The 25,092-nt window shown below is 70.8% G+C and carries 21 protein-coding genes and 1 tRNA gene; 12 read left to right on the top strand and 10 right to left on the bottom strand.

Features of this window, described 5'->3' with window-relative positions:
- Positions 1-123 precede the first annotated feature (123 nt).
- Positions 124-453, top strand: a complete 330-nt coding sequence (locus SSP08S_RS24690) for an SCO5918 family protein (RefSeq protein WP_019070315.1) — start codon at positions 124-126, stop codon at positions 451-453.
- 111 nt (positions 454-564) lie between these two features.
- Here SSP08S_RS24690 and SSP08S_RS24685 read toward each other — a convergent pair whose 3' ends face one another.
- A complete protein-coding gene (locus tag SSP08S_RS24685) occupies positions 565-1,623 on the bottom strand; it encodes a PucR family transcriptional regulator (RefSeq protein ID WP_019070314.1) in 1,059 nt (352 codons plus the stop codon).
- 242 nt (positions 1,624-1,865) lie between these two features.
- Between SSP08S_RS24685 and SSP08S_RS24680 the strand changes: the two genes are divergently transcribed.
- The 3 genes from SSP08S_RS24680 (at position 1,866) to SSP08S_RS55760 (ending at position 9,587) form a co-directional block, all read left to right on the top strand.
- Entirely contained in the window at positions 1,866-2,495 is a 630-nt protein-coding gene (locus SSP08S_RS24680) for a hypothetical protein (RefSeq protein WP_019070313.1), read from the top strand.
- Positions 2,496-2,590: 95 nt separating this feature from the next.
- Positions 2,591-4,771 carry a flotillin family protein gene (locus SSP08S_RS24675; protein ID WP_019070312.1) on the top strand — a complete coding sequence of 727 codons (2,181 nt, stop codon included), beginning with the start codon at positions 2,591-2,593 and terminating at the stop codon, positions 4,769-4,771.
- Between the two features lie 115 nt (positions 4,772-4,886).
- A complete protein-coding gene (locus tag SSP08S_RS55760; protein WP_019070311.1) occupies positions 4,887-9,587 on the top strand; it encodes a DNA repair ATPase in 4,701 nt (1,566 codons plus the stop codon).
- Here the strand turns inward: SSP08S_RS55760 and SSP08S_RS24665 are convergent.
- Together SSP08S_RS24665 and SSP08S_RS24660 are read right to left on the bottom strand one after the other, a co-directional pair.
- Positions 9,584-9,964: a hypothetical protein gene (locus SSP08S_RS24665; protein ID WP_019070310.1), complete on the bottom strand. Its 381-nt coding sequence runs from the start codon at positions 9,962-9,964 to the stop codon at positions 9,584-9,586. The genes SSP08S_RS55760 and SSP08S_RS24665 overlap by 4 nt on opposite strands.
- 183 nt (positions 9,965-10,147) lie before the next feature.
- Positions 10,148-11,464, bottom strand: a complete 1,317-nt coding sequence (locus SSP08S_RS24660) for a helix-turn-helix domain-containing protein (RefSeq protein ID WP_019070309.1) — start codon at positions 11,462-11,464, stop codon at positions 10,148-10,150.
- 209 nt (positions 11,465-11,673) lie between these two features.
- On the opposite strand from SSP08S_RS24660, the gene SSP08S_RS24655 reads away from it, so the two are divergent.
- A complete protein-coding gene (locus SSP08S_RS24655) occupies positions 11,674-12,453 on the top strand; it encodes a DUF4232 domain-containing protein (RefSeq protein ID WP_019070308.1) in 780 nt (259 codons plus the stop codon).
- 365 nt (positions 12,454-12,818) lie between these two features.
- Positions 12,819-13,277, top strand: a complete 459-nt coding sequence (locus SSP08S_RS24650) for a hypothetical protein (RefSeq protein WP_019070307.1) — start codon at positions 12,819-12,821, stop codon at positions 13,275-13,277.
- Between the two features lie 206 nt (positions 13,278-13,483).
- Here the strand turns inward: SSP08S_RS24650 and SSP08S_RS24645 are convergent.
- The 3 genes from SSP08S_RS24645 to SSP08S_RS24635 form a co-directional block, all read right to left on the bottom strand.
- Positions 13,484-13,557 (bottom strand) — tRNA-Pro (locus SSP08S_RS24645).
- A 54-nt stretch (positions 13,558-13,611) separates the two neighbouring features.
- Positions 13,612-14,391 (bottom strand): Pr6Pr family membrane protein, encoded by a 780-nt coding sequence (locus SSP08S_RS24640; RefSeq protein ID WP_019070306.1) that lies wholly within the window; start codon positions 14,389-14,391, stop codon positions 13,612-13,614.
- A 145-nt stretch (positions 14,392-14,536) separates the two neighbouring features.
- On the bottom strand, positions 14,537-15,463 hold the full coding sequence (locus SSP08S_RS24635) for a metallophosphoesterase (RefSeq protein ID WP_019070305.1): 927 nt from the start codon (positions 15,461-15,463) through the stop codon (positions 14,537-14,539).
- A gap of 103 nt (positions 15,464-15,566) precedes the next feature.
- Between SSP08S_RS24635 and SSP08S_RS24630 the strand changes: the two genes are divergently transcribed.
- The gene (locus SSP08S_RS24630; RefSeq protein WP_019070304.1) at positions 15,567-16,034 is read left to right on the top strand and encodes a GatB/YqeY domain-containing protein; all 468 of its coding nucleotides are present in this window, start codon (positions 15,567-15,569) and stop codon (positions 16,032-16,034) included.
- A 109-nt stretch (positions 16,035-16,143) separates the two neighbouring features.
- Here SSP08S_RS24630 and SSP08S_RS24625 read toward each other — a convergent pair whose 3' ends face one another.
- Positions 16,144-18,408: a transglycosylase domain-containing protein gene (locus SSP08S_RS24625; RefSeq protein WP_019070303.1), complete on the bottom strand. Its 2,265-nt coding sequence runs from the start codon at positions 18,406-18,408 to the stop codon at positions 16,144-16,146.
- Positions 18,409-18,992: 584 nt separating this feature from the next.
- On the opposite strand from SSP08S_RS24625, the gene wblA reads away from it, so the two are divergent.
- Positions 18,993-19,331: a transcriptional regulator WblA gene (gene wblA, locus SSP08S_RS24620; protein WP_019063745.1), complete on the top strand. Its 339-nt coding sequence runs from the start codon at positions 18,993-18,995 to the stop codon at positions 19,329-19,331.
- 70 nt (positions 19,332-19,401) lie between these two features.
- Here wblA and bagB read toward each other — a convergent pair whose 3' ends face one another.
- Together bagB and bagA are read right to left on the bottom strand one after the other, a co-directional pair.
- Complete coding sequence (bagB, locus tag SSP08S_RS24615; RefSeq protein ID WP_019070302.1) at positions 19,402-20,769, bottom strand: ATPase BagB; 1,368 nt, start codon at positions 20,767-20,769, stop codon at positions 19,402-19,404.
- Positions 20,766-21,743, bottom strand: a complete 978-nt coding sequence (gene bagA / locus SSP08S_RS24610) for an ATPase BagA (RefSeq protein ID WP_019070301.1) — start codon at positions 21,741-21,743, stop codon at positions 20,766-20,768. Before bagA ends, bagB begins: the two co-directional genes overlap by 4 nt.
- A 95-nt stretch (positions 21,744-21,838) precedes the next feature.
- Here bagA and sp36 point away from each other — a divergent pair, with 95 nt between their 5' ends.
- The 4 genes from sp36 to SSP08S_RS24590 all read left to right on the top strand — a co-directional run bounded on the left by sp36 (position 21,839) and on the right by SSP08S_RS24590 (position 24,244).
- Positions 21,839-21,997, top strand: coding sequence for a Sp36 family protein (sp36, locus tag SSP08S_RS55755; RefSeq protein WP_019063748.1), 159 nt, complete (start codon positions 21,839-21,841; stop codon positions 21,995-21,997).
- Positions 21,994-22,461, top strand: coding sequence for a RidA family protein (locus SSP08S_RS24600; RefSeq protein ID WP_019070299.1), 468 nt, complete (start codon positions 21,994-21,996; stop codon positions 22,459-22,461). The genes sp36 and SSP08S_RS24600 overlap by 4 nt, the downstream gene beginning before the upstream one ends.
- A 74-nt stretch (positions 22,462-22,535) precedes the next feature.
- Positions 22,536-23,417, top strand: coding sequence for an NUDIX hydrolase (locus tag SSP08S_RS24595; protein ID WP_019070298.1), 882 nt, complete (start codon positions 22,536-22,538; stop codon positions 23,415-23,417).
- On the top strand, positions 23,414-24,244 hold the full coding sequence (locus tag SSP08S_RS24590) for an MBL fold metallo-hydrolase (RefSeq protein WP_019070297.1): 831 nt from the start codon (positions 23,414-23,416) through the stop codon (positions 24,242-24,244). Before SSP08S_RS24595 ends, SSP08S_RS24590 begins: the two co-directional genes overlap by 4 nt.
- Here the strand turns inward: SSP08S_RS24590 and SSP08S_RS24585 are convergent.
- Positions 24,241-25,059, bottom strand: a complete 819-nt coding sequence (locus tag SSP08S_RS24585; protein WP_019070296.1) for a nucleotidyltransferase domain-containing protein — start codon at positions 25,057-25,059, stop codon at positions 24,241-24,243. The genes SSP08S_RS24590 and SSP08S_RS24585 overlap by 4 nt on opposite strands.
- Between the last annotated feature and the right edge of the window lie 33 nt (positions 25,060-25,092).

The following is a 25,092-nucleotide window of genomic DNA, read 5'->3' as shown; positions in this document are numbered from 1 at the left end:
ACTCGCCGTTCCATCTGCCGCTCTTCGGCCACCCGCTGTTCTTCGGCCGTTCTCCGGCTTCCCTGTTTTCCCCGAGGAGAAATCCTCCCCTCTCCTCCCGCTCGAACCCCTTGGTGAGGCACCATGCGCTGCGTGATCGCCCGTTACCCCTTCGATCTGACGAAGAGCGAGGTGGAGGAGATGCTCAAGGGCATCCGCCCGGAGCAGCCCGTCAGCGGCCCCTGCGCCGTCATCAGCCGCAAGCTGTACCCGGTCAAGCAGGTCGGTGAGGTGATCACCAAGCAGGACCGCCGCGACTTCACCGCCTTCGAGGTCACCCGCGCCCTGACCCGCCTCGGCTTCACCTGCCACGAGACGCCGCCCGCGCCGGCCACCCCCGCGCCCGCCGCCCCCGCCGCCGAGTCCGACTCCGGCCCCGAATCGACGTCGTACATCGGCACCACCCTGGGCTGACGCCTCCGCCCCCGCACACCTCCGCACCACCCCAAGCGACCACGCCGCCGACGCATCATCCGGGCGCGGGGTCGCTTTTTTCTGCGCCCGCTCAGGGGTCCGCGCCCCGCCTCACAGCTCCTTGTCCGGCCAGTCCAGCAGGCGTGCGCCGATCACCGCCGTCTGGAGCATGTAGCGCTGGCCCGGGTCCGTCGGGTCCGCGCCGGTCAGTTGGTGGATGCGTTCGAGGCGGTACGTCAGGGCGCGCACGCTCAGGGAGAGCCGGCGGGCGGCCTCCGCGGCCACGCAGCCGCAGTCGAAGTAGGTCGAGAGCGTGTCCAGCAGGGGGCGCGGACCGCCGCGCGCCTTGGTGAGCGGGCCCAGCGCGTCGAGGACCAGGTCGGCCATCGCCTGCCGGTCCCGGGTGAGCACCGGGTAGACCAGCAGGTCGGCGGCGCGCAGCAGCGGGCCCTCCAGGGTGAGCCGCTCGGCCAGTTCGAGGGTGTTGAGGGCCTCCTCGTACGACTGGACGATCCCGCCCGCGCCCGGCTGCGGCCGGCCGATCGCCACCCGGGTGCCCTCCGCCGCCGCGTACGACTGCTTGGCGAAGTGGGTGAGGACGTCGTCCTGGTCGCCGGGCGCGACGCACAGCATCCGGCCGGCCTTCGTGGTGAGCAGGATGTTGCGGTCACCGAAACGGCTGATCATCGCGCGCTCCACCTGACGCGGCACCGGCGCGCTCTCGTCGTAGGGCATCGGCCCCTGGACGACGGCGACGGCGTGCGAGTGGGACAGCCGCAGGCCGAAGCGTTCGGCGCGTTCGGCGAGTCGGCCCAGGTCGCTGCGGCCGTAGAGCAGGTCGTCGATGAACTCCCGCCGGGCTGCCTCTTCTTGGCGTACGGCGACACGCTGGGCGCGTTCGTAGCCCTCGGCGAACGCGTCGACCACCTGCTGTACCGCGGCGAGTGTGCAGTCGGCGGCGCCGGGAGTCTCCGGCCAGGCGGTGCGGGTCGCGGCGAGATGGGCGTTGACCAGGGCGCGCAGTCCGTGTCCGGCCTCGGCCGCTTGTTCGCCGAGGGTGCGGCGGGCCTCCAACTCGGCCCGGGTCAGCCGCCGTCCGGTGACGGCGACCTCCGCCAGGAGCTGCGCGTACCCCGTCAGATACTGCTCAGGTCTTCCGCGCTCCGGCAACGCCGCCCCCTGTTTTCTTGACGCCCTGGTGACGCTTTCTTAGCGCGTCACCGGCATCAAGACCCTAATGAACACTGCCGGGTTCCGGCAATGCGCGGGCGTGCACCCCGCGTGCACCATGGCGCCAGGGGAGCACCACGGATGGTTCGGGTGCCGGACACCGGCAGGTTTCCGGCACCGGAGCCGCGATCCGGGCCTCCCCGTCGACAGTCGGGCGAGTAAGAGAACGGGGGGCCGGGATCATGGGGGCGTTCATCGCTGCCGCGACCGGTTTTCCCGCCGTCGTCTTCACCGCGGCGCTCGCCGTGGTCGTCCTCTACTGGCTGCTGGTAGCCCTCGGCGCCGCCGACGCGCACGGCCACGGGCACGGTCACTTCCACTCCCGTGCGCACTCCGGCGGCCGGTGGCTCGGCGGGGTCCCGGTGACCCTCGCCTTCTCGCTGTTCGTCGCCGTCGGCTGGCTGATCAGCTTCTGCGCGAGCGTGCTGCTCGTTCCCTCGGGCCCGGCCGGCGTCCTGGTCGGGGCGGTCGTGCTGATCGGCACCGGGTTTGTCTCCTGGTACGCGACCAAGCTGCTCGTACGGCCGCTGCACCGCCTGTTTCCCGACGAACACGGGCCGTCCCGGCTGGACTTCGTCGGGCTGACCTGCACGATCCGTACCGGGCGGGTGGACGCCGACTTCGGGCAGGCCGAGGTCAGGGCGGCGGACGGCTCGGCCGCGACGGTCCAGGTCCGGCAGACGGGCAACGACGCCCTCGCCGGCGGCAGCACCGGACTGCTCTACGCCTACGACGAACCCGGCGAGTTCTTCTGGGTCGCGCCCTACGACAGCGCGCTGGACCCGAGGACCGGACCCGGCACGACGGGATAGGCCGCCAACTCCGGCCACCCGCACGCCCATTGGTCTCCACTCGCTGACCTCTGCCTGCCTGTCGATCACCCTTCTCTCCTCAGAGGACCCATGTCATGAACGCCATCACCGTGGGCATCGGTGTGTTCGTCGCCGTTGTCCTGCTCATCGCGCTCGCCCTGCTCCTGCTGGTCGGGCGGCTGTTCCGGAAGGTGGAGCAGGGGCGGGCGCTGATCGTCTCCAAGACGAAGAAGGTCGACGTCACCTTCACCGGGGCGGTCGTCCTGCCGGTGCTGCACAAGGCCGAGTTCATGGACATCTCGGTGAAGACGATCGAGATCCGCCGCACCGGGCGCGAGGGCCTGATCTGCCAGGACAACATCCGCGCCGACATCCACATCAGCTTCTTCGTGCGGGTCAACAAGACCGTCGAGGACGTCATCAAGGTCGCGCAGGCCATCGGCACCCAGACCGCGAGCGACCCGGTGGCGATCCAGGACTTCTTCGCCGCGAAGTTCTCCGAGGCGCTCAAGACCGTGGGAAAGCAGCTGGACTTCGTCGATCTCTACACCAAGCGCGAGGAGTTCCGGGACCGGATCATCCAGGTCATCGGGACCGACCTCAACGGCTACCACCTCGACGACGCGGCCATCGACTTCCTCGAACAGACGCCGATGACCCAGCTCGACAACCAGAACATCCTGGACGCGCAGGGCATCCGCAAGATCACCGAGCTGACGACGATCGAGCACGTCCGCACCAACGAGTTCCAGCGCACCGAGCAGAAGGAGATCACCCGGCAGAACGTCGACGCCCGGGAGACCATCCTGGAGCTGGAGCGCCGGCAGGCCGAGGCGGAGATCAAGCAGCGCCGCGAGGTGGAGGTCCTGCGGGCGCGCGAGGAGGCCGCCACCGCGAAGGTGCAGGAGGAGGAACGGCTCGGCGCGCAGACCGCGTTCCTGCGCACCGAGGAGCAACTCGGCGTCCAGCGCGAGAACCAGGCCCGCGAGATCGCCGTGGCCCAGAAGAACCGCGAGCGGGTCATCGCCGTCGAGAACGAGCGCATCGAGAAGGACCGCCTCCTCGAAGTCATCGCCCGCGAACGGGAGACGAGTCTGTCCGGGATCGCCCGCGACAAGGAGGTCGAGGTCGAACGGCGCGAGGTCGCGGACGTGGTCCGGGAACGGATCGCCGTGGACCGTACGGTCGCCGAGCAGGAAGAGGCCATCAAGAAGCTGCGGGTGGTCGAGGAGGCGGAGCGCACCCGGCAGGCGGTGATCATCGCCGCGGAGGCCGAGGCGCAGGAGAAGCTGGTCAAGGACATCAAGGGGGCCGAGGCCGCGGAGGCCGCCGCCAAGCACCGCGCCGGCGAGCAACTCACCCTTGCCGAGGCCCGGTTGAAGTCCGCCGATCTCGACGCCCGCGCCAAGCTCCGGCTCGCCGAGGGCATCCAGGCGGAGGCCGCCGCGGCCGGACTCGCCGAGGTCCAGGTCCGCGACAAGGAGGCCGAGGTCACCGTGAAGGCGGGCCGCGCGGAGGCCGAGGCCACGGGGGCGCGGCTGCGGGCGGAGGCGGAAGGCACCGAGGCCCGGCTGCGCGCGGAGGCCGAGGGCACCCGGGCCATGGCGCTCGCGGAGGCCGAGGGCGCGCAGGCGAAGCTGCTCGCGGAGGCCGAGGGCGCCCAGGCCAAGGTGCTCGCGCAGGCCGAGGGCGTACGGGCGAACGCGCTCGCCGAGGCCACCGGTATCGGCGAGAAGTTGAAGGCCGAGGCGGAGGGCCTCACCGAGAAGGCCGCCGCGATGGCCGCCCTCGACGACGCCTCGCGCGGCCACGAGGAGTACCGGCTGCGGCTCCAGGCCGAGAAGGAGATCCGGCTGGCCGGGCTCGATGTGCAGCGGCAGGTCGCGGAGGCACAGGCCACGGTCCTCGCGACCGGTCTCGAGCACGCCGACATCGACATCGTCGGCGGCGACACGGTCTTCTTCGACCGGCTCGTCTCCGCGGTCTCGTTCGGCAGGAGCGTCGACGGCTTCGTCCAGAACTCCGATACGGCACAGGCGTTGGCGCGCCCGTGGCTGGACGGTACGTCGAACATCGCCGAGGACCTCGGGCGGGTGCTCGGCTCGGTCTCCACGGCCGATGTGCAGAACCTCACCGTGTCCGCGCTGCTGATGAAGCTGATGCGGGCGGACACCGCGAACGCCGGGCAGCTACGGCAACTGCTGGACAGGGCCGGTGAGTTGGGCCTCGCGGACACTCCGCTGACCGCGCTCAACGGGCACCCGGCGAAGGCCTGACATCTGGCCGAGGCCGACGCCCGGCCCCACAGACGGTCCGGAACTGCCGCACAGGGGACGGCAGTTCCGGACCCACCACTCCCGATCACACCGCCCGAGATCCTGAGAGGGACCCATGACCACCGGCCTGGACACCGGCACCTACGAGGTCCTGCGCGACCGCCTCGCCGCACAGGCCGCCGAACTCGCCCGCCGCGCGGAGGCGCTCAACGCCCGCCGCACCGAGGAGTTCGGCTCGACCCGGCTGGAACTCACCGGCACCGGCCGCCTCACCACCGAGCACCCGGCCGCACCGAGGGACATCGTCGCCGTAGGAGACGCGCTGCTCCTCGGCCACGAGACCTCCCTCGGCGTCACCCGGGAGACGGCGGTGGCCGACGTCCTCGCCCTGTACGACCGCCACGACCTGCGCAGGCTGCCCGAGAACGCCGTGCCCGGACTCCTCGACGACCCGGAGTTCGTACGGGAGTTCACCGCTCTGCACCGCTACTACCGGCAGGCGCGACTCCTCCAACTCCAGCGCATCGAAGGCAAGTTGCTGGCCGTATTCCGCACCGGCGAGAAGGCCGACGACATCCGGGTACTGCGCTGGGCGCTCACCGACGACGGCCGGGCGGCGACCTTCCTGGACGCGCACGGCGAACGCGACCACGTCTTCCCGCCGCCGTACGACTTCGACTGGACCGGGACGGGCCGCGAGGACCTCGTCCCCGGCCGGCACCCCCATGTGCGGATCCAGGACGGGCTGTACGTCGACACACTGGGCGGCACGCTCACCGTGAAGGTGGAGGACAACACCGGGACGGGGGAGGGGATTTACTCCGAACCGGTGGACGAGCCACTCCAGTCGCCGGCCGACGCGGAGATCGCGTACGCGCGGGTGGGTGCGCTGGTGCTGCTGCGGGTGCTTCCCTACAAGGAGGACGCCCACCGCTACCTGGTCTTCAACACGCTGACCAAGGGTGTCGTACGCCTCGACGGGATCGGGCGCTCGTGCCGGCGGCTGCCGGAGGAGCAGGGGATCGTGTTCCCGGGCGGGTACTGCCTGGCCACGGGGGAGTGCAAGACCTTCGAAATCACCACCGACGGGCTGGAGTTGGAGCGGATCGTGCGCTCGCCCAACGGGGAGGACGTGCTGTTCGGGTACCGGGCGCGGGGGTCCGGGCGGAGCCTGCTGCTGCCGTACAACATGATCCGCAAGGAGGTCGCGGCGCCGCTGCCCGGGCAGGGGTGGGCGCTGTTCGACGACGGCACGCTGACGGTACTGGGGGAGGGGGAGACGGCTCGGGTCCATGCGGTGCGGAGCTGGCGCAGCCCCTTCGTCTCCGACACCCATGCCGCCGCTCGACTCACCGGCTCCGGACCGCTGTTCCGGGTCGGGAACGCCGATCTCGTACGAGGGATCTCCGACTGTCTGTCGCTCACGGGCGCGGTCGCCGGGATGGAGCCGACGGCGGAGGTGTACGAGGCGCTGGTCGCCGCGTGTGTCCGGGCGGCCGACACGCATCACTGGCTGGGGGATGCCGAACTCGGCGATCTGCGGAGCCCGTTGGAGGAGGTACGGGGTACGGCGGAGCAGGTCCTGACCGAGTTCGAGACGGTCCGGACTCTCACCGGGCGGGCCGCCGACGCCGTTGCCGATGCGACGGCCCATCTCGCCTCCCTCGTACGGCGGTTGCGGGGCGAGGCGCCCCGGGACGCGGCGGGATGGGTCGCCGGGCTCACCGAACTCCGGCAGGCGCAGGGGCACTTGCTGACGTTGAAGGAGCTGCGATACGCGGACACCGCGCGGATCGAGGAGGCGGCGGCCGGAGTCGAGGCGGATCTGGGGGTGTTCGGGCAGCGGGCGGTGTCGTTCCTGGCGCGCGAGGACGCGTTCGCCGGGCACCACGAGCTGATCGACACCCTGGTCGCGGAGGCCGGGGCGCTGGCCAAGGTCGCCGAGGCTGCCCCGGTCGCGGCCCGCCTGGACGAACTCACCGAAGGGCTGCGGACGGTGACCGAGGTGGTCGCCGGACTCGACATCGGTGACACCACGGTCCGTACGTCGATCCTGGAACGGGTCGCCGAGGTACTGGGCGGCGTCAACCGGGCCCGCGCCACCCTGGACGCCCGGCGCGCGGAACTCCGGGACCGGGAGGGCCGGGCGGAGTTCGCGGCCGAGTTCGCGCTGCTGGCCCAGTCGGTGACGGGAGCGCTCGCGGACGCGGCGACCCCGGAGGCCTGCGACACGCAACTCGCCCTGCTGCTGGTGCGGTTGGAGAACCTGGAGGCCCGCTTCGCGGACTTCGACGACTTCCTCACCGAACTGGCCGGCAAACGCACCGAGATCCACGAGACCCTCTCGGCCCGGAAGCAGACCCTGGTCGACGAACGCGCCCGCAGGGCCGAGCAGTTGGCGCGGTCGGCGGTCCAGGTGCTGGAGACCGTCGGGCGGCGGGCGGTCGCACTCGCCGACGCCGACGCGGTGAACACGTACTTCGCCTCCGACCCGATGGTGACGAGGATCCGCCGCACCGCCGACCGACTCCGCGAACTCGGCGACCCGACAAGGGCGGAGGAACTGACGGGCCGCCTCACGGCCGCCCACGCGGAGGCGGTCCGCGCCCTGCGCGACCGCACCGACCTCTCCACGGACGGCGGCCGGACCCTCCGCCTCGGCCGCCACCGCTTCGCCGTCCACACCGAGCCCCTCGACCTCACCCTGGTCCCCTCCGGCGACGGCCTGGTCTTCGCCCTCACCGGCACGGACTACCGATCCCCGGTCAGGGACCCGGAGTTCGCGGCCACCCGCCCGTACTGGGACCGCCCACTGCCCTCCGAGTCACCCCGGGTCTACCGCGCCGAACACCTCGCCGCCCGCCTCCTCGACGAACACGGCGCACGGGCCCTCGCTCAGGAACCCGACCTCGCCGGCCTGGTTCGCCGGGCCGCGCAGGAGTCGTACGACGAAGGCTACGAACGCGGGGTGCACGACCACGACGCGACCGCGATCCTCACGGCCCTGCTCCGCCGGTACGAGGACGCGGGCCTGCTGCGCCACGAACCGGCCGCCCGCGCAAGCGCGTTGCTCTTCTGGACGCACGGCACGAACCCGCGGGCGCGCGAGAACTGGACCCGCCGCGCGAGGTCCCTGGCCCGGGCCCGCGACCTGTTCGGACCCACCCCCGCCGACGCCGAACTCCGCGCGGAACTCGCGAAGGAGCTCGACGGCGAGCCCGCCGCGGCCTACCTCCTCGACGAACTCACCACCGCCCCCGAGGGCTTCGTGATCAGCGCGGGCGCCCGCACCCTGCTCGACAAGTTCCGGCGGGCGGTGGGCAGTTCGGCCTACGACGACGATCTGACCGCCCTCGACGACGACCTGCCCGCGCGCCGGCAGCTGGTGGAGGCCTGGCTGACGGCCTACACGACGGCGTCCGGGACGTGCGTCGACCCGGGGGACCTGGCGGAGGCGGTGGCGGCCGAACTCTGCCCCGGCGCACCGCGCTACGAGTCGGACGCCCGGCTGACCGAGACGGTCGGCGGACTGCTGGGCAGCCATCCCCGGGTCGTGGCGGGTGAGTTGCGTATCAGGGTCGACGAACTCCTGGCCCGTACACGGGAGTTCCGTGCCACGGACGTTCCCGGCCACCGCGCGTACCAGCGCCGCCGTACCGCCCTCGTGGCAGCGGAACGTGCCCGGCTGCGCCTCGACGAGTACCGGCCGCGCGTCCTGTCGTCCTTCGTCCGGGGCCGGCTCGTCGACGAGGTGTACCTCCCGCTGATCGGCGACAACCTGGCCCGGCAGCTCGGCACGGCCGCGGAGGACGGGCAGACGGGCACCGGCGGGCTGCTCCTGCTGATCTCCCCGCCGGGCTACGGCAAGACGACCCTCATGGAGTACGTCGCCGACCGGCTCGGGCTGGTCCTGGTGAAGGTCAGCGGCCCGGCCCTCGGGCACGGTGTCACCTCACTCGACCCGGCCGAGGCGCCGAACGCGACCGCCCGACAGGAAGTGGAGAAGGTCAACTTCGCGCTCGCGGCGGGCAACAACGTGCTGCTCCACCTGGACGACATCCAGCACACGTCACCCGAACTCCTGCAGAAATTCATCACGTTGTGCGACGCGACCCGGCGGATGGAGGGCGTGTGGGAGGGCGCGGCGCGCACCTACGACCTGCGGGGCAAGCGGTTCGCCGTCTGTATGACCGGCAACCCGTACACCGAGTCCGGCAGCCGGTTCCGGGTGCCCGACATGCTGGCCAACCGCGCCGACGTCTGGAACCTCGGTGACGTACTGACCGGCAAGGAGGCGCAGTTCGCCCTGAGTTTCGTCGAGAACGCGCTCACCTCGAACCCGGTACTGGCCCCGCTCGCCGGCCGCGACCGCGCCGACCTGGACCTGCTGATCCGGCTGGCCCGCGGCGACGCGACGGCTCGCGCGGACCGCCTCTCCTACGCCTGCGAGCCCGCCGAACTGGCCCGTATCGTCGCCGTGTTGAGACATCTGCTCGCCGCCCGGGACACCGTCCTCGCGGTCAACGCCGCGTACATGGCGTCGGCGGCGACCACGGAAGCGGCCCGCACCGAACCGCCGTTCCGGCTCCAGGGGTCGTACCGCACGATGAACCGGATCGCGCGGCGCATCGAGCCGGTGATGAACTCCCGTGAACTGTCAGCGGTGTTGGACGACCACTACACGGCCGAGGCACAGACCCTGGGGACGGAGGCGGAGGCGAACCTGCTGAAGCTGGCGGAGCTGCGGGGCGCGCTGTCCGACGAACAGGCCGTGCGCTGGGGCGAGTTGAAGGCGGCGTACGCGCGAATGAGCTAGAGCTGGAGCAGGCGCTGGGTGATCTCGCGGTACTGGCGCAGCGCGTTGCGGTGTTCGTCGGACTGGGACGTGAGATCCGCGGGTTCCGCGCTTTCCGCAGCGGTGGCGGTGCCCTGGTCGGCCCAGGCGGCGCGGAGGAGTTCCCGCCGGGCCGCGAGGGCGCTCACCAGCTGGGCGGTGGCCTCGTCGTAGGCGCTCTCCGCCTCCGCCAGCGCGTCGTGCGGGGTGTCGGCGAAGGTGTTGAGGGCATGCCGCAGCCGCTGGAGGACCTGCTCCCGCTCGGCCGACGGGAGCAGCGGCTCCGGGCCCGGAGTGCGGCGTTCGGTGGGGGGCCGGCTCTGGCCGGCGGGCTGCTGGGCGCGTGTCTGGTCGTACATCAGGATGCCGCTTCCGTTCCGCCTGAAGGCGTTCGTGCCTCGTCGGTCTGCTCGACGGCCTGTTCCAGACCCCCGGAGACCCGGTCGGTCGTACCCTTCAACGACTGCGCAGTGCTGCCAGTCAACGTCCGGCGCGGGTCGGTGTCAACGCGAGGTCGGGCGGGGCGTGCGGTCGCCCGTGGCTCAGTCGGCCCGGTGGGGCACCCACTCGCTGGTGTCCAGGGAGTAGCCGTACTGCGGACGTCCGCTCATGCCGCTGGTGCGGAACGGCTTCCCCTGGTCGTCGATGCGCAGCACGCCCTTGCGGCCGCCGCTGGACCACGTCAGCTCCAGATACCAGCGCACATCGTGCGAGGCCGCGTCGGCCGTGATGTACAGGACCTCGGGCTCGCTCTCGCTCACCTTGTACGGCAGGCCCGTCTGCCCGGCCTTCGGCGTGGCCACCGGGCGCGGCGCGTCCAGCCCGATGCCGAAGGAGTGCGTGGGCACCCCGCCGCCGCAGCCGACGCCGATGTACCCCATCGCGTACGCGTTCCAGGCCAGTGGCGCGCCGCTGCCGACGACCCGGACGTTCAGGGACTCCAGCACCACGGTCTCCTGGCCGGTGCCCTGCACGGTGAGCTCGAGGTACTGGCTGCCGGCCGAGACCGCGCCCAGCGCGCTCACCCAGCTCGGCGCGTCCTGCTCGGTCGGCGGCGGCGGCACCTTGGCCGCGTCCCGGTCCACCAGATAGGTCTGGCTGCACGGGCTCTCCCAGGCATACGGCCGGGTCGTCACCGTCAGCGGAACGGCGGCCGCCGCCACATCCGCGGCCCCGCCGGACTTCGCGCCCGGTGAGGCGGACGCCCCGCTCTTCGCCGTAGCGGACCCGGAAGGACTCGCGGAGCCGGAGGCCGAGGCCGACGCGGACGCCGAGGAGGTCGACTTCGCGGACGCGGAGGAGGAAGGGGTGCCGCGTCCGGTGGAGGTCACGGAACCGGCGTCCTGCTGACGGTCGCCGCCGCCGTTGCCGTCGCCGGACATCAGGTGGGGGACGAGGGCGGTGGCGGCGAGCACTACGGCCACCGCGGCGGCGGCGAAGAGGGCGGTGCGGCGGCGGTTGCGCGGGGCGGGTTCGTTTGCGGGGGCGGGGGCGGGGAGGTCTGCTTCGGGGGTCGGGGCGGGGAGGTCTGCTTCAGGGGTGGGGGCGGTGGCCGCTTCCACGGCCGTGGGCGTGGCCGTGGTCGTGACGGTCGCCGCGGACTTCCGCTCGCGCTGGCGGGCGCCGTCGGCCAGGATCCAGCGGCGGTGGGCCTCGACGAGTTCGTCGGGGGTCGCCTTGCAGAGGCGCGCGAACCGCTCCACGGGGGCGTACTCGGTGGGTACGGCGTCGCCGTTGCAGTAGCGGTGCAGCGTCGACGTGCTCATGTGCAGCCGCTTCGCGAGCACGCCGTAGCTCAGCCCCGAACGGTCCTTGAGCTCCCGTATCAGCGCCGCGAAATCGGCCGTCTCGTCCACCACTGCCACCCAGCCCCCGTTCCAGTCCAGCGTTCCAGGGAAGCCCTGTTCCCCCAGGTAAGAGCCGGTGCGAACGTTCCAGGTTCCCGTAAGTCACGGCTGCCGTGGCGGGTGGGACGGAAAGCGGCACAAGCTCTGGCCATCAAAGCACGCCGCCCGCCGACCGGTTGGACGGCGGGCGACTTCCCGCCTCTCCGAAAGGGAGCACAGCCATGTCCGCGTTCACCGCCCGTCCCCGTACTCGCACTCGTCTCCTCGCCGCCGCCACTGTCGCGCTCGCCGCGCTCTCGCTCACCGCCTGCAACGACAAGCTGGGAGTACAGGACGCCGGCGCGGCCTCCCCGAACTCCTCCCCGGTGACGACGTCGGCACCGTCACCGTCGGGGACGGGGACCGGCCGGAGCGGGGGCAGCACGGAGGGCTCCTCGACGGGGGGCTCCTCCACGGGCGGTTCCTCGAATGGCGGTTCCTCGACCGGCGGCGGCAAGGGATCGGGCGGCAGCAAGACGAGCGGCGGCTCGGGCTCGACGTCCGGCTCGGGCTCGGGTTCGGGCAGTTCCACGACACGCGTCACCTGCAGCGGCGCCAACACCAAGGTGACCGCCCAGCCGGTCAGCCGCCCCATCAACCACATGCTGCTCACCGTCACCAACACCGGCTCCAAGACCTGCGACCTCTACTACTACCCGGCCGTCAACTTCGGCGACGCCCAGTCCGTACCGCCGGTCATCGAGGACTCCCAGCCGCAGGCGGTCACCACTCTCGCCCCGGGCGAATCCGGCTACGCCGGCGTAGCCCTCTCCGGCGGCAACGACGGCACCGGCACCAACGGCCGCACCGCCAAGTCCCTCTCCGTCTACTTCTTCGACCGCAACGAGAACAGCATCAGCCCGGCGGCGACTCCGGCCCTTCCCACGAAGGGCGTGTACGTCGACGACTCGCTGCGGGTGACTTACTGGCTGGCCAGTGCGCAGGATGCGTTGACCTACTGAGACGGGGGCGTATGGGGTGGTGGAGGGCCGGTACTGGATGTGGATTCGGTACCGGCCCTCCGGATGACTGCCTGGCTGTCGCCCACGACGACCGCGGGGACCCCGGCCCGCCCGTCGGGAAGAGACGTGGAGATCCACGTCCACGACAAGCCCATGTGCGAAGACGGGCTGTGCAACAACTCGGGTCTGGTTCAACAGACATGGCATCAAGGCCTCGGAGATCGAGGTCCCGCCCGGCGTGGAGAATGTCATCAAGGGGCGGATGATCTGGAGCTGCGGAAGGCCGACCGCATCGCTCCCAAGGGGACAGAGGACATCACCGGAGACACGTCGAGGCGGCCGCCTCTCGCTGCGGAGGGTTGCACATGAAGTACGTCACGGCCGTCTGGGACGACGGAGGATTCTTCGTCGATCCCGGGGCCTATCTGGCCGAACTGCCGCGCCTGCGCACCGACCTGCCCCCAGGCGCCCGGTCCTTCGCCACCGACCCCGGCCACTACGACATCGCGGGCGCGACCCGCTGTGTCAAGGACCTGGAACTGGCCGGGGTCCACCTCGCCACCGACAAGAGCGGCGGCCTGGTCCTGGACTTCGCGCCCAACAAGTTCAAGCACGACGCCGGCCTGCGCATCAGCTACTCGGGCGTGACGCACTTCTCCGTCGACTACGAACACTCCATCGACTGGATGCCGGCCGACGCCGTCCTCCTCGACGAAATCCTCCCGGACGAGGACGGCGGCTGCACACACGAGATCGCACTGACCGACGCGACCGTCCTGGTCCGCTGCCGGGACCTGGAAGCGGTGTGGGGCGGCAGGGGCTGACGGAGACGGCCTCGGGGTCCCACACCGCTTGGACCGACTCTCCGATGAGGACGGGGCCGATTCCGCCACTCTCGGGGAGCCAACCCGGGAGACGGATCCCGAAGATCACACCCAGTTGGCTCCCCAACGGTTCCCAAACAGGCACGCAACGCAAATCAGACCCGGCGCTGATCCCTCAGCACCGGGCCTGACCTGGTGTCTAGCTGTCGGGGTGGCGGGATTTGAACCCACGACCTCTTCGTCCCGAACGAAGCGCGCTGCCAAGCTGCGCTACACCCCGATGTCGCCGCTCATCTTGCCGGTGTTGCTGCTCATCGCGGCGACGTCGTTTACTTTAGCCCACCGGTGGCTGGAGACGAAATCCGGTTTTGGCGCGGTGGCGGATCGGGTTGGGGCGGGCGTGGTCGAGGGCCACGAGGAGGACGGAGAGGGCGTAGAAGGCGAGGCCGAGGAGGAGGGCGTTGCCGAGGACGCTCTTGTAGCCGTGGTGCTCGACGTCCAGGAATGTGTAGAGGTAGCGGCCCGGGGTGCCGGGGAAGATCAGTTCGCCGCGGGCGAGATACACCGCCAGGTACGTCGCCGGGTACAGCAGCCACGTCGCCGCCATCCGCAGGTGCAGTCGGCCGGGTGCGGTCAGCAGCAGCCAGTCGAGCACCGCCGCGATCGGTGTCACCGTGTGCAGGACCTGGTTCGTCACCGCCTGCCACCCCGTGAGAGCGCCGCCCGTCATCGCGAACGGGCTCGACGCGTGCGCCAGGATCAGGTGGTACACCAGGCCGGTGATCGTGATGTACAGCAGGGACGCGCCCGTCACCAAAGGAGAAAGGGGGCGGCGGGCCGTCCAGGCCCGGCGGGCGGTGGCGAGCATGACCAGGGCCAGCAGGATGTTGCTCTGGATCGTGAAGTAGGTCAGGACCCTGATCGGGCTGCCGAGGAACAGGTCGGCGGTCACCGCCGCTGCCGTCACCAGCGCGACCAGCAGTCGGTACACGGCCGCCGCCGGGCGACGGTACGGAGCCACCACCGCGGTGGCCGGAACGGGTGAGGCGAACAGCGCGGGCATGCCGGGTACCGCGGGGAGGTCCGGGATGTCCCTGGGTATCGGAGCGGTCATGCCCTCACGCTAGGCAGAGGGGACGAACCGGGCGATACGGGTGGGCCGCACGAGCTACGCGGGCACGCCGTACGGGCCGAGCGACGCGGGCCGGCCGAGCCGCACCGCCCGCGAGCCCCCCTCGGCGCAACGGCGTATCGCCCGCCTACTCCCGGCCCACCAACGTCATCAACGTAGCCTCCGGCGGACAGGCGAACCGCACCGGCGTGTACCGGCTCGTCCCGCACCCCGCCGACACGTGCAGGTACGACGTCCGGCCCTCCGCCGTATGCGTGGAGAGGCCCTTCACGCGGTCCGTGTCGAGGTCGCAGTTGGTCACCAGGGCGCCGTAGAACGGGATGCAGAGCTGGCCGCCGTGGGTGTGGCCGCCGAGGATCAGGGGGTAGCCGTCGGCGGCGAACGCGTCCAGGGCGCGGAGGTACGGCGCGTGCACGACGGCCATCGAGAAGTCGGCGTCGTCCGACGGGCCGCCCGCCACGCGCGCGTACCGGTCGCGCTTGATGTGCGGGTCGTCGAGGCCGGTCAGTTCGACCGACGCGCCCTCGATCTTCAGCGTGCCGCGGGTGTTGGTGAGGTTGAGCCAGCCGCCCGCGTCGAAGCCGTCCCGCAGGTCCTCCCACGGGTTGTGGACGGCTCCCACGATGGGCGGGTTGCCGTTCAGACCGTGGCGGCCCGCGGTCTTCTCGAACAGGTACCGGGCCGGGTTGCGCAGGGTGGGGCCGTAGTAGTCGTTCGAGCCGAAGACGTACGCCCCCGGGAACTCCATCAGCGGGCCGAGCGCGTCCAGGACCTCGGGGACGCCCTCGGGGTCGGAGAGGTTGTCGCCGGTGTTGATCACGAAGTCGGGGCGCAGGCCCGCGAGCGAGCGCAGCCAGCGCTGCTTCTTGCGCTGGCCGCCGACCATGTGGATGTCGGAGACCTGGAGGACTCTGAGCGGGCGCATCCCTGCGGGCAGCACCGGGACCGTGACCCGGCGCAGACGGAACGAGCGGACCTCGAAGCCCGCCGCGTAGACCAGACCGGCGGCGCCGGCCGCCGCAATTCCCAGGGGTACTCCGTATCGCGCGCGCATGCCTCCATCGTGTCAGACCCCACTGACACGCCTGACACCCCGTCGGCCGCCGCCTCGTAAATCGGCGGGCGGCCGGGCTCACGCACCTGCGAGAATCAAACCCATGACCACCACGCTCAAGTCGAAGCTGCAGGAAGACCTCAACACCGCGATCAAGGCGCACGACAAGCTGCGTTCCTCCACGCTCCGGCTGACGCTCGCCGCGATCACCAAGGAGGAGGTCGCGGGCAAGGAGAAGCGCGAGCTCTCCGACGACGAGGTCCTCAAGGTGATCACCAAGGAGGCGAAGAAGCGCCGCGAGGCCGCGGACGCCTTCGCCCAGGGCGGTCGCCCGGAGCAGGCCGCGCAGGAGAAGGCGGAGGGCGAGGTCCTCGCCGAGTACCTGCCCAAGCAGCTCGGCGACGAGGAACTGACCGCGATCGTCTCCCAGGCCGTCGAGGAGGCGAAGGCGGCCGGCGCCGAGGGCCCGCGCGCCATGGGTGCCGTGATGAAGATCGTGAACCCGAAGGTCGCCGGCCTGGCCGAGGGCGGCCGCGTCGCCGCCGTGGTGAAGAAGCTGCTCGCCGGCTGACCCACGAACACGTTTCTACGACGACGGGGGCGCCCCTTTCCACAAGGGGCGCCCCCGTCGTCGTAGACGAGAAGCCTGAACGGCCGATGGCCGCAGGGGGTTGTCCGGGCTATCCCCTGTTGCCGCCGTTCCCGTTGCCGTTGTTGCCGCCGTTCGTCGTGCCCTGGATGAAGCCGTCAGGGAAGGAGAACGTCGGGGTGGGGGTGGTGCCTCCGTCGGTGGTGCCGCCGTTGTCGTTGCCCCCGTTGTCGGTCCCGTTGGTGTCGCCGTTCTTGCCGCCGTCGTTGTTGCCCTTGTCCTTGACGGGGTCGGGGATGTTGACGAGCTGGAAGTTCTCGACCTGCTTGCCCTCCAGGGCGCCGGTCATGGCGTCCTTCCAGATCGGGCCGGGGGTGTCGGCGCCGTAGACCTGGTCGTGCCAGACGCCGCCGATGCGGATGTTGGTCATCTCGACGTTCTGCTTGGCGCTGCCGACCCAGACCGCGCCCGCGAGCTGGGGCGTGTAGCCGACGAACCAGGCGTTCTTGCGGGAGTCCGTCGTACCCGTCTTGCCGGCGCTCTGGCGGTCGGTGAGGCCGGCCTCCTGGCCGGTGCCGGAGTCGACCACGCCGCGCAGCACGGTGTTGATGGTGTCGGCGGTCTTCTTGCTCATCGCCCGCGAGCAGGTGGACTTGGGGACGGCGAGCGACTTCTGCTCGTTGCCCACCTTCTGGGTGATGGACTCGATGGCGATGGGCGTGCAGTACGTGCCCTCGTTGGCGAAGGCCGCGTACGCGGAGGCCATCGTCAGCGGGGAGAGGCCCTTGGAGCCGAGCGCGATGGCCGGGACCTCGGGGATCTTGTCGCCGTTGCCCTGCACGACGCCGAGCTTGTTGGTCATGCTCACCACGGGGCACAGACCGATGTCGGAGATCATCTGCACGAAGTAGGTGTTGACCGACTTGGCCATCGCCTCCTTCAGGGCGTACGGACCCTTCTCCGACTCGCTCTCGTTCTCCACCGTCGCGCCGTCGGTGTTGACCCAGTTCTTGCCGCTGCAGGTCGAGACGGGGCTCGGGTAGTCCATCGAGTACGGCGCAGGGTACTGCTGCGTGGCCGGCAGGCCCTGCTCCAGCGCGGCGGCGGCGACGAAGGGCTTGAACGTCGAACCGGTCGGGAAGCCGAAGTTCGAGCCGCCCATGTCGGCGTTGACCGAGTAGTTGTACTCCGTCTCGTTCTTGCCGTAGCCGTACGGCTTCGACTGGCCCATGCCGAGGATCTTGCCGGTGCCGGGTTCGACGAGCGTGGCCGCCGCGGCGACCTTGTCCGACTTGTAGATGTGGTCCTTGAGCGAGGCCTGCACGGAGTCCTGGGCCTGCGGGTCCAGGGTCGTACGGATCGTCAGGCCGCCCTGGTTCCAGATCTTGGCGCGGGCTTCTTTGGTCTTGCCGAAGACCGGGTCGCTCAGGAAGACCTTCTCGACGTACTTGCAGAAGAAGCTGGCGCCCTTGACCGCGGTGATGCAGCCGTTCTTCGGCTGGCTGACCTTGAGGCCGAGGTCGGTCTTCTCGGCCGCCAGGGCCTCCGCCTTGGAGATGTCGCCGACCTCGGCCATGCGGGCCAGCACGGTGTTGCGGCGCTTCTTGGCCTCGGCCTCGTCGTTGATGGGGTCGTAGCGCGTGGGCGACTGGACGATGCCCGCGAGCAGCGCCGACTGCTGGAGGTTCAGGTCCTTGGCGTGCTTGGAGAAGTAGCGCTCGGACGCGGCCTCGACGCCGTAGGCCTGCTCTCCGAAGAAGGTGATGTTCAGGTAGTTCTCGAGGATCTTCTTCTTGCCGAGTTTTTCCTCGATCTGGATCGCGTACTTCAGCTCGCGGACCTTGCGGCCCAGCGTCTGCTGGGTGGCCTCGGCGACCTTCGTCGGGTCGTCGCCGGCCTCCTCCACGAAGTAGTTCTTGACCAGCTGCTGCGTGAGCGTGGAGGCGCCCTGGGAGACGCCACCGCTCTGCGCGTTCTTGTTCAGGGCGCGCAGGACGCCCTTGAGGTCGATCGCGCCGTGCTGGTAGAAGCGCGAGTCCTCGATCGCGACGATCGCCTTCTGCATGTACGGCGAGATGTCCTTGAGCTCCACCACCGTGCGGTCACGGGAGTAGACCGAGGCCAGCTGGTTGCCCTTGCTGTCCAGGATCGTGGTGCGCTGGCTCAGCTGAGGGCTCTTCAGGTTGTCCGGGATGTCGTCGAACCCCTGGACCGATCCCTTGGCCGCGAGCCCCAGCGCTCCGGCCGCGGGCAACGCGATTCCGGCCATGACGGCACCGGCGAGCACACTGACACCGAGGAACTTGGTGGCCTGCTGCAGAGGGGACAGACCACCACCCGAGCGCTTTTTTGGCATGGGGGCAGCCTAATCCCTCACCCTGGGCGTCCCGGAGGAGCGGGTGAGTCTCGGGATGTTCGGGTGCGGGATCGTGACATGCATGGGCGGGCGCCTTGTCGTAGGCAGTGGCATCTACGGCTCTGCGACCGCGCAGTGAACGGAGGACCCGTCCCGGGAACATGACGGCGCGGCAATAGGAGCCGTCTACGTTCTCATTCGCCGGACAGGTGTATAGGCCTTGGCCTAAGCTGCTCTCAACTGTCACAGCAGAGCGGTCACGTATCAATACGTCCGGCGACCCCGAATCGTTCCGGTCGTCCCCTAGTTTTTTGTGGGAGGCGTGTCCGAATCCGCCTCCTGTGTCACCTGGCGTCCGTTGTGACGCAAGACAACTGTCCCGCTCTGTCGGGAAAGTCATGTATGTCGCGGGCTCACTCCCCCGGGTGATCTGCCGCTTACGCATAGTCCGTTCGGGCCATTCAAGATTGGGCCCGAAGGGGGTGTTGCGCTGTGCCCACCTTCCGTAACGTCCTCAACTGGCGGCGGTGAATATGCCGCTGCCGCCGTGGGGGAGCCTCGATTCGGGAGAGGACGGCGCCGGTATGGGCTGGGTAACCGACTGGAGTGCGCAGGCGGCCTGCCGCACTACCGATCCGGATGAACTGTTCGTTCAAGGAGCAGCGCAGAACAGGGCGAAGGCAGTGTGCACCGGATGTCCGGTACGCACGGAGTGCCTCGCCGATGCGCTCGACAACCGCGTCGAATTCGGCGTGTGGGGAGGCATGACGGAGCGGGAGCGCCGCGCACTGTTGCGCAGGCGGCCCACTGTCACTTCATGGCGCCGGCTACTGGAGACCGCGCGCATCGAGTACGAGCGAGGGGTCGGCATCATCCCCCTCGACGACGACGAGATCTACGAGAACTACGCGGCGGTGGGCTGACGCCGGTCCCGTAGGGGCCGATCGACCCCGGGCGATCCCCGGGGCACGCGTCACACCTTCGTCCCGGGCGTCAGACCGTCGTCTCGGGCAGCTCCGGCCGACCGGCCGCGAGCCGGTTCCCGATGTCCCGCAGCCCCGCGAGGTCGTGCACATCGCCGGGCAGCGCGGCCACTTCGGCGACGGCCACCTCGGGGTGGCGCGCGGTGAAGCGGTCACGTGTGCGCTGCTCGCGGGAGAGCAGCCGCATCCGGTCGGCGTGCAGTCTGAGCAGGCCTGCGGTGAGTCGGTCGACGGATGGCTCGTCGTCGGGTCGCTTGTCGGCGGGGCGCTCGTCGTCCGTGGCGGCGGGGGAGCCTTCGTCACGAGCTGCTGCCCGGGAACCGGGAGATCCGGTACCGGCGGATTCTGAACTGCCGTACGTGTCGGGAGAGTTACGAAGTCCAGCTTTCCCGCCCACCTGATCGACAATGCGGGACTCCTCAAGATTTTCCGCGGCGGCGAGTGCCCGCTCGGCCGACAGCCGGGCGGCTCCGCTGCCGTGCACCCGGTTGAGCACCAGACCGGCCAGCGGCATGTCCTCGGCCGCCAGCCGCTCCACGAAGTACGCGGCCTCGCGCAGCGCGTCCCGCTCCGGGGCCGCGACCACCAGGAACGCCGTCCCCGGGGCCTGGAGCAGCTTGTACGTCGCGTCCGCGCGGGTGCGGAACCCACCGAAGGTGGTGTCCATCGCGGCGATGAACGTCTGGATGTCCTTGAGGAGTTGACCCCCGAGCAGCTTGCCGAGGGTGCCGGTCATCATCGACATGCCGACATTGAGGAACTTCATCCCGGCCCGGCCGCCCAGCTTCGCCGGCGCGGTCAGCAGCCGGATCAGCTTGCCGTCCAGGAACGAGCCGAGACGTTTCGGCGCGTCCAGGAAGTCCAGGGCCGAGCGGGACGGCGGGGTGTCCACCACGATCAGGTCCCAGTCGTGCTGGGCGCGCAACTGGCCCAGCTTCTCCATCGCCATGTACTCCTGCGTGCCCGCGAAGCCCGCCGAGAGCGACTGGTAGAAGGGGTTGTTCAGGATCGCGGCGGCCCGCTCGCGGTCCGCGTGCGCCTCGACGATCTCGTCGAAGGTGCGCTTCATGTCGAGCATCATGGCGTGCAGTTCGCCGTCCCCGTCGACGTCCTTCACCCGCCTCGGGGTGTTGTCCAGCGAGTCGATGCCCATGGACTGGGCGAGCCGGCGGGCCGGGTCGATGGTCAGGACGACAACTCGGCGGCCCCGCTCGGCGGCCCGCAGTCCGAGCGCCGCCGCGGTGGTCGTCTTGCCGACCCCGCCCGAGCCGCAGCAGACCACGATGCGGGTCTCCGGGTCGTCGAGCAGCGGGTCGACGTCGAGCACGCGCGCGGAGGACAGCCGACGGGCGCCGTCGCGCTCCTGGTCCTGGCTCATGACATCCCCTGCTTCCGCAGCTCGGTGGCGAGTTCGTACAGGCCCGCCAGGTCCATGCCCTCGGCGAGCAGCGGCAGTTCGTGCAGCGGCAGCTCCAGCGCGCCGAGCACGGCCCGCTGGTCGTGCTCCAGGGCGTACCGCGCGGCGTACTCCTCGGCCTGCGCGAGCAGCGGATCCACCAGCTTCTCGGCGTTGCCGCCGCGCCGCGCCCCGCCGAGGCCTGCGGCCGACAGCGACTGCGCGAGCGCGGTGCGCGGCACGGCCCGTACGAGATCCAGCTCGGCAGCGTCCAGCACCTCGGGCCGCACCATGTTCACGATGATCCGGCCCACCGGCAGCCGCGCCGCCCGCAGTTCGGCGATGCCGTCGGCGGTCTCCTGGACGGGCATCTCCTCCAGGAGCGTCACCAGGTGGACCTCCGTCTCGGGGGACTTCAGGACCCGCATCACGGCCTGTGCCTGATTGTGTATCGGGCCGATCTTGGCGAGCCCGGCGACCTCGTCGTTGACGTTCAGGAAGCGGGTGATGCGGCCGGTCGGCGGGGCGTCCATCACGACGTAGTCGTAGGCGAACCGCCCGCTCTTGTCCTTGCGCCGTACGGCCTCGCACGCCTTGCCGGTCAGGAGGACGTCCCGGAGGCCGGGCGCGACCGTGGTGGCGAAGTCGATCGCGCCGAGTTTCTTCAGGGCGCGGCCGGCGCCGCCGAGTTTGTAGAACATCTGGAGGTAGTCCAGAAGGGCCAGTTCGGGGTCGATGGCCAGCGCGTACACCTCCCCGCCCCCGGGAGCGACGGCGATCTTCCGCTCCTCATAGGGCAGCGTCTCCGTCTCGAAGAGCTGCGCGATGCCCTGGCGACCCTCGACCTCGACGAGAAGCGTCCGCTTCCCCTCGGTGGCCAGGGCCAGCGCGAGGGCCGCGGCCACCGTGGTCTTGCCGGTACCGCCCTTGCCACTGACGACCTGGAGCCTGCTCACGTCTTCGAGCCTAACCAGTCCGCGCCGAAACCAAGCGGGAGGCTGTGGACAACGCGACCACGGGCGACCGGTTCGCAGCCGCTAAAGTCGGCCGCATGACCAAGTGGGAATACTCGACTGTGCCGCTGCTCGTCCACGCCACGAAGCAGATTCTGGACACCTGGGGCGAGGACGGCTGGGAGCTCGTCCAGGTCGTGCCCGGGCCGAACAACCCCGAGCAGCTCGTGGCCTACCTCAAGCGGGAGAAGGCATGAGTGGCGTCGAGGCCCGGCTGGCCGAACTCGGCCTGACCCTGCCGGCGGTCGTCCCGCCGCTCGCCGCGTACCAGCCCGCCGTGCAGAGCGGCGTCTACGTGTACACCTCCGGCCAGCTGCCCATGGTGGACGGCAAGTTGCCCGTCACCGGCAAGGTGGGCGCCGAGGTCACCGCGGAGGAGGCCAAGGAACTGGCCCGCACCTGCGCGCTGAACGCCCTCGCCGCCGTCAAGTCCGTCACCGGTGACCTGGATCGCATCGCGCGCGTGGTGAAGGTCGTCGGCTTCGTCGCCTCGGCCCCCGACTTCACCGGCCAGCCCGGCGTGATCAACGGCGCCAGCGAACTCCTCGGCGAGGTCCTCGGCGACAAGGGCGTCCACGCGCGGAGCGCGGTCGGCGTGGCGGTGCTGCCGCTGGACTCACCGGTCGAGGTCGAGATCCAGGTGGAGCTCACGCAGGCGTAACCACGGTGTTCGTCGTCCTGGGGTGCGCGTTGTTGCCTCTCGAACATCCGCGCGCTACGGGATAGCCTCCGCCCATGGCGAACGGTCAGTGGTTCCCGGCGGAGTGGCCCGAGCGCATCCGCGCGCTCGCGGACGGTGCGCTCACGCCGGTCGTGCCCAGACGGGCGGCCACCGTGATGCTCCTGAAGGACACCGACACCGGCCCCGCCGTCCACATGCTGCGCAGACGCGCCTCCATGGCCTTCGCCGGGGGCGCGTACGCGTACCCGGGCGGCGGTGTCGACCCGCGCGACGACGACCGTCACGTCCGCTGGGCGGGCCCCACGCGCGCGTGGTGGGCGAACCGCCTGGGCGTCGACGAGACGACCGCCCAGGCGATCGTGTGCGCGGCCGTACGGGAGACCTACGAGGAGGCGAGCGTCCTGCTCGCCGGACCCACCCCGGACTCCGTGGTCGGCGACACCACCGGCGAGACCTGGGAGGCGGACCGCGCCGCCCTGGTCGCCCGGGACCTGTCCTTCGCGGAGTTCCTCGACCGCCGGGGCCTCGTCCTGCGCTCCGACCTGCTGGGCGCGTGGGCGCGCTGGATCACCCCCGAGTTCGAAACCCGCCGCTATGACACCTGGTTCTTCGTCGCCGTCCTCCCGGAGGGGCAGCGCACCCGGAACGCCTCCACAGAGGCCGACCACACGGTGTGGATCGCCCCCGGCGAGGCGGCCACCGGGTACGACAAGGGCGACCTCACGATGATGCCGCCGACCATCGCGACCCTGCGCGGGCTCATCCCGTACGGCAGCGCGGCCGAAGCCCTGTCGTCGGCCCCGGAGCGCGATCTGACGCCCGTCCTCGCACGGGCCCGCCTGGAGGACGGCGAGATCGTCCTCTCCTGGCCGGGCCACGAGGAGTTCACGAAGCACATCCCGACCGACCTCCCGACCGGTGGAGCCCCCGCATGACCGACGCAGCCGCGCTTCCCGGCCAGCCACGGGGCGGGGTCCTCACCGGCCCCGCCACCGCGCGGGCCGTGAACGTCCTCGCGCCCAACGCCTCCGCGATGACCCTGGACGGCACGAACACCTGGATCGTCTCGGAACCCGACTCCGAGCTGGCCGTGGTGATCGACCCGGGGCCCCTGGACGAGGGCCATCTGCGCAACGTCGTCGACACCGCCGAGAAGGCGGGCAAACGGATCGCCCTGACCCTGCTCACGCACGGACACCCCGACCACGCGGAAGGCGCCGTCCGCTTCGCCGAGCTGACGGACACGAAGGTCCGCGCGCTGGACCCGGCGCTGCGCCTCGGGGACGAGGGCCTCGCCGCCGGGAACGCCATCCGGGTCGGCGGCCTGGAACTGGTCGTCGTGTCGACGCCCGGGCACACCGGAGACTCCCTGTGCTTCCATCTCCCGGCCGATCAGGCCGTCCTGACGGGAGACACCGTCCTGGGGCGCGGCACGACCGTGGTGGCGCATCCTGACGGCCGCCTGGGCGACTATCTGGACTCGCTGCGGCGGCTGCGCTCGCTCACGGTCGACGACGGCGTCCACACGGTCCTCCCGGGCCACGGACCCGTCCTCGACGACGCCCAGGGCGCCGTCGAGTTCTATCTCGCCCACCGCGCCCACCGGCTCGCCCAGATCGAGACGGCCGTGGAGAACGGCCACCGGAGCCCGGCCGAGGTCGTCGCCCACGTGTACGCGGACGTCGACCGCTCACTGTGGCCGGCGGCGGAACTGTCGGTGCGCGCCCAACTGGACTACCTGAAGGAACACGGCCTGATCTAGGTCATGTCGTCCGGGCGGGGCGTCTTCACGCCGTGCACGCGCGCGTACTCGTCGGCCAGCCACGGGCCGAGATCGTCGACGTACGACCGCAGCACGCGCGCGTCGCCGGTCGGTTCGCAACCCAGCGCCGCCGCCCTGCCCAGTTCCTCCGCCCGCCCGGGGTAGTACGCGCCGAACGCTTCGGCCATCTCCCCGAGGTCGCTCGTCCAGCCGTTCCAGCGGGGCATGACCAGGGTGAAGCCGGTGCGGACCAGGCGCCGGGACATGAAGCGCACCAGGGGCCTACGGGCCTCGTCGCTGTCCTCGGAGGCGGCGATCCGCTCACGCCAGCGGGGGAGCAGCAGCGCCAGGTCGCCGTTGGTCTCCCGGGCGAGCCGCGAGTCGGGGCGGTAGCGGGGCAGGTACTCGGCGAGGTCCTCCCCGAGCAGCGGTGTGCACAGGCACGCGACGAACCACCCCAGGTCGTACGTCTCCGGCTCGCTCAGCAGCCGTGTGCGGCCGTACAGGAGGATGCCGGCCCCGTCGATCTCCGGGAACTCCTTGTCGAGCGCCTCGCCCAGGCTGCGGGCCGCGTCCCGGTCCTCCTCGGTCGGCTCCCGCCGGGTCGCCACGAACAGGTCCAGATCGCTGCGCCCCACGCGCGCGGTGCCGCGCGGGATCGACCCGTAGAGGTACGCGCTGTCGAGGCGTCCCCCGTAGACGTCGAGCAGCCGGTCCCGCGCGGCGGCCACGACCGGCCGGAAGACGTGCGGGACACGCCCCAAGGAGCCCTCGCGCTCGATGTATCCCTGGGCGTCCAGCCCCTTGTTCCGCATGGCACCACTGTGCAGCCGATCGAGGTCGGGGAC

This window comes from Streptomyces hokutonensis, from assembly GCF_000376565.1.
GTDB lineage: Bacteria > Actinomycetota > Actinomycetes > Streptomycetales > Streptomycetaceae > Streptomyces > Streptomyces hokutonensis.
Note: the sequence above shows the minus strand (reverse complement) of the source record. Positions and strands in the feature narration are given on the sequence as shown.

Excerpts from the sequence above, each read along its gene's own strand:
- SSP08S_RS24690 (WP_019070315.1), top strand. The coding sequence starts at position 124 with ATGCGCTGCGTGATCGCCCGTTACCCCTTCGATCTGACGAAGAGCGAG.
- SSP08S_RS24680 (WP_019070313.1), top strand. The coding sequence starts at position 1,866 with ATGGGGGCGTTCATCGCTGCCGCGACCGGTTTTCCCGCCGTCGTCTTC.
- SSP08S_RS24675 (WP_019070312.1), top strand. The coding sequence starts at position 2,591 with ATGAACGCCATCACCGTGGGCATCGGTGTGTTCGTCGCCGTTGTCCTG.
- SSP08S_RS55760 (WP_019070311.1), top strand. The coding sequence starts at position 4,887 with ATGACCACCGGCCTGGACACCGGCACCTACGAGGTCCTGCGCGACCGC.
- SSP08S_RS24665 (WP_019070310.1), bottom strand. The coding sequence starts at position 9,964 with ATGTACGACCAGACACGCGCCCAGCAGCCCGCCGGCCAGAGCCGGCCC.
- SSP08S_RS24655 (WP_019070308.1), top strand. The coding sequence starts at position 11,674 with ATGTCCGCGTTCACCGCCCGTCCCCGTACTCGCACTCGTCTCCTCGCC.
- SSP08S_RS24650 (WP_019070307.1), top strand. The coding sequence starts at position 12,819 with ATGAAGTACGTCACGGCCGTCTGGGACGACGGAGGATTCTTCGTCGAT.
- SSP08S_RS24640 (WP_019070306.1), bottom strand. The coding sequence starts at position 14,391 with ATGACCGCTCCGATACCCAGGGACATCCCGGACCTCCCCGCGGTACCC.
- SSP08S_RS24635 (WP_019070305.1), bottom strand. The coding sequence starts at position 15,463 with ATGCGCGCGCGATACGGAGTACCCCTGGGAATTGCGGCGGCCGGCGCC.
- SSP08S_RS24630 (WP_019070304.1), top strand. The coding sequence starts at position 15,567 with ATGACCACCACGCTCAAGTCGAAGCTGCAGGAAGACCTCAACACCGCG.
- SSP08S_RS24625 (WP_019070303.1), bottom strand. The coding sequence starts at position 18,408 with ATGCCAAAAAAGCGCTCGGGTGGTGGTCTGTCCCCTCTGCAGCAGGCC.
- wblA (WP_019063745.1), top strand. The coding sequence starts at position 18,993 with ATGGGCTGGGTAACCGACTGGAGTGCGCAGGCGGCCTGCCGCACTACC.
- bagB (WP_019070302.1), bottom strand. The coding sequence starts at position 20,769 with ATGAGCCAGGACCAGGAGCGCGACGGCGCCCGTCGGCTGTCCTCCGCG.
- sp36 (WP_019063748.1), top strand. The coding sequence starts at position 21,839 with ATGACCAAGTGGGAATACTCGACTGTGCCGCTGCTCGTCCACGCCACG.
- SSP08S_RS24600 (WP_019070299.1), top strand. The coding sequence starts at position 21,994 with ATGAGTGGCGTCGAGGCCCGGCTGGCCGAACTCGGCCTGACCCTGCCG.
- SSP08S_RS24595 (WP_019070298.1), top strand. The coding sequence starts at position 22,536 with ATGGCGAACGGTCAGTGGTTCCCGGCGGAGTGGCCCGAGCGCATCCGC.
- SSP08S_RS24590 (WP_019070297.1), top strand. The coding sequence starts at position 23,414 with ATGACCGACGCAGCCGCGCTTCCCGGCCAGCCACGGGGCGGGGTCCTC.
- SSP08S_RS24585 (WP_019070296.1), bottom strand. The coding sequence starts at position 25,059 with ATGCGGAACAAGGGGCTGGACGCCCAGGGATACATCGAGCGCGAGGGC.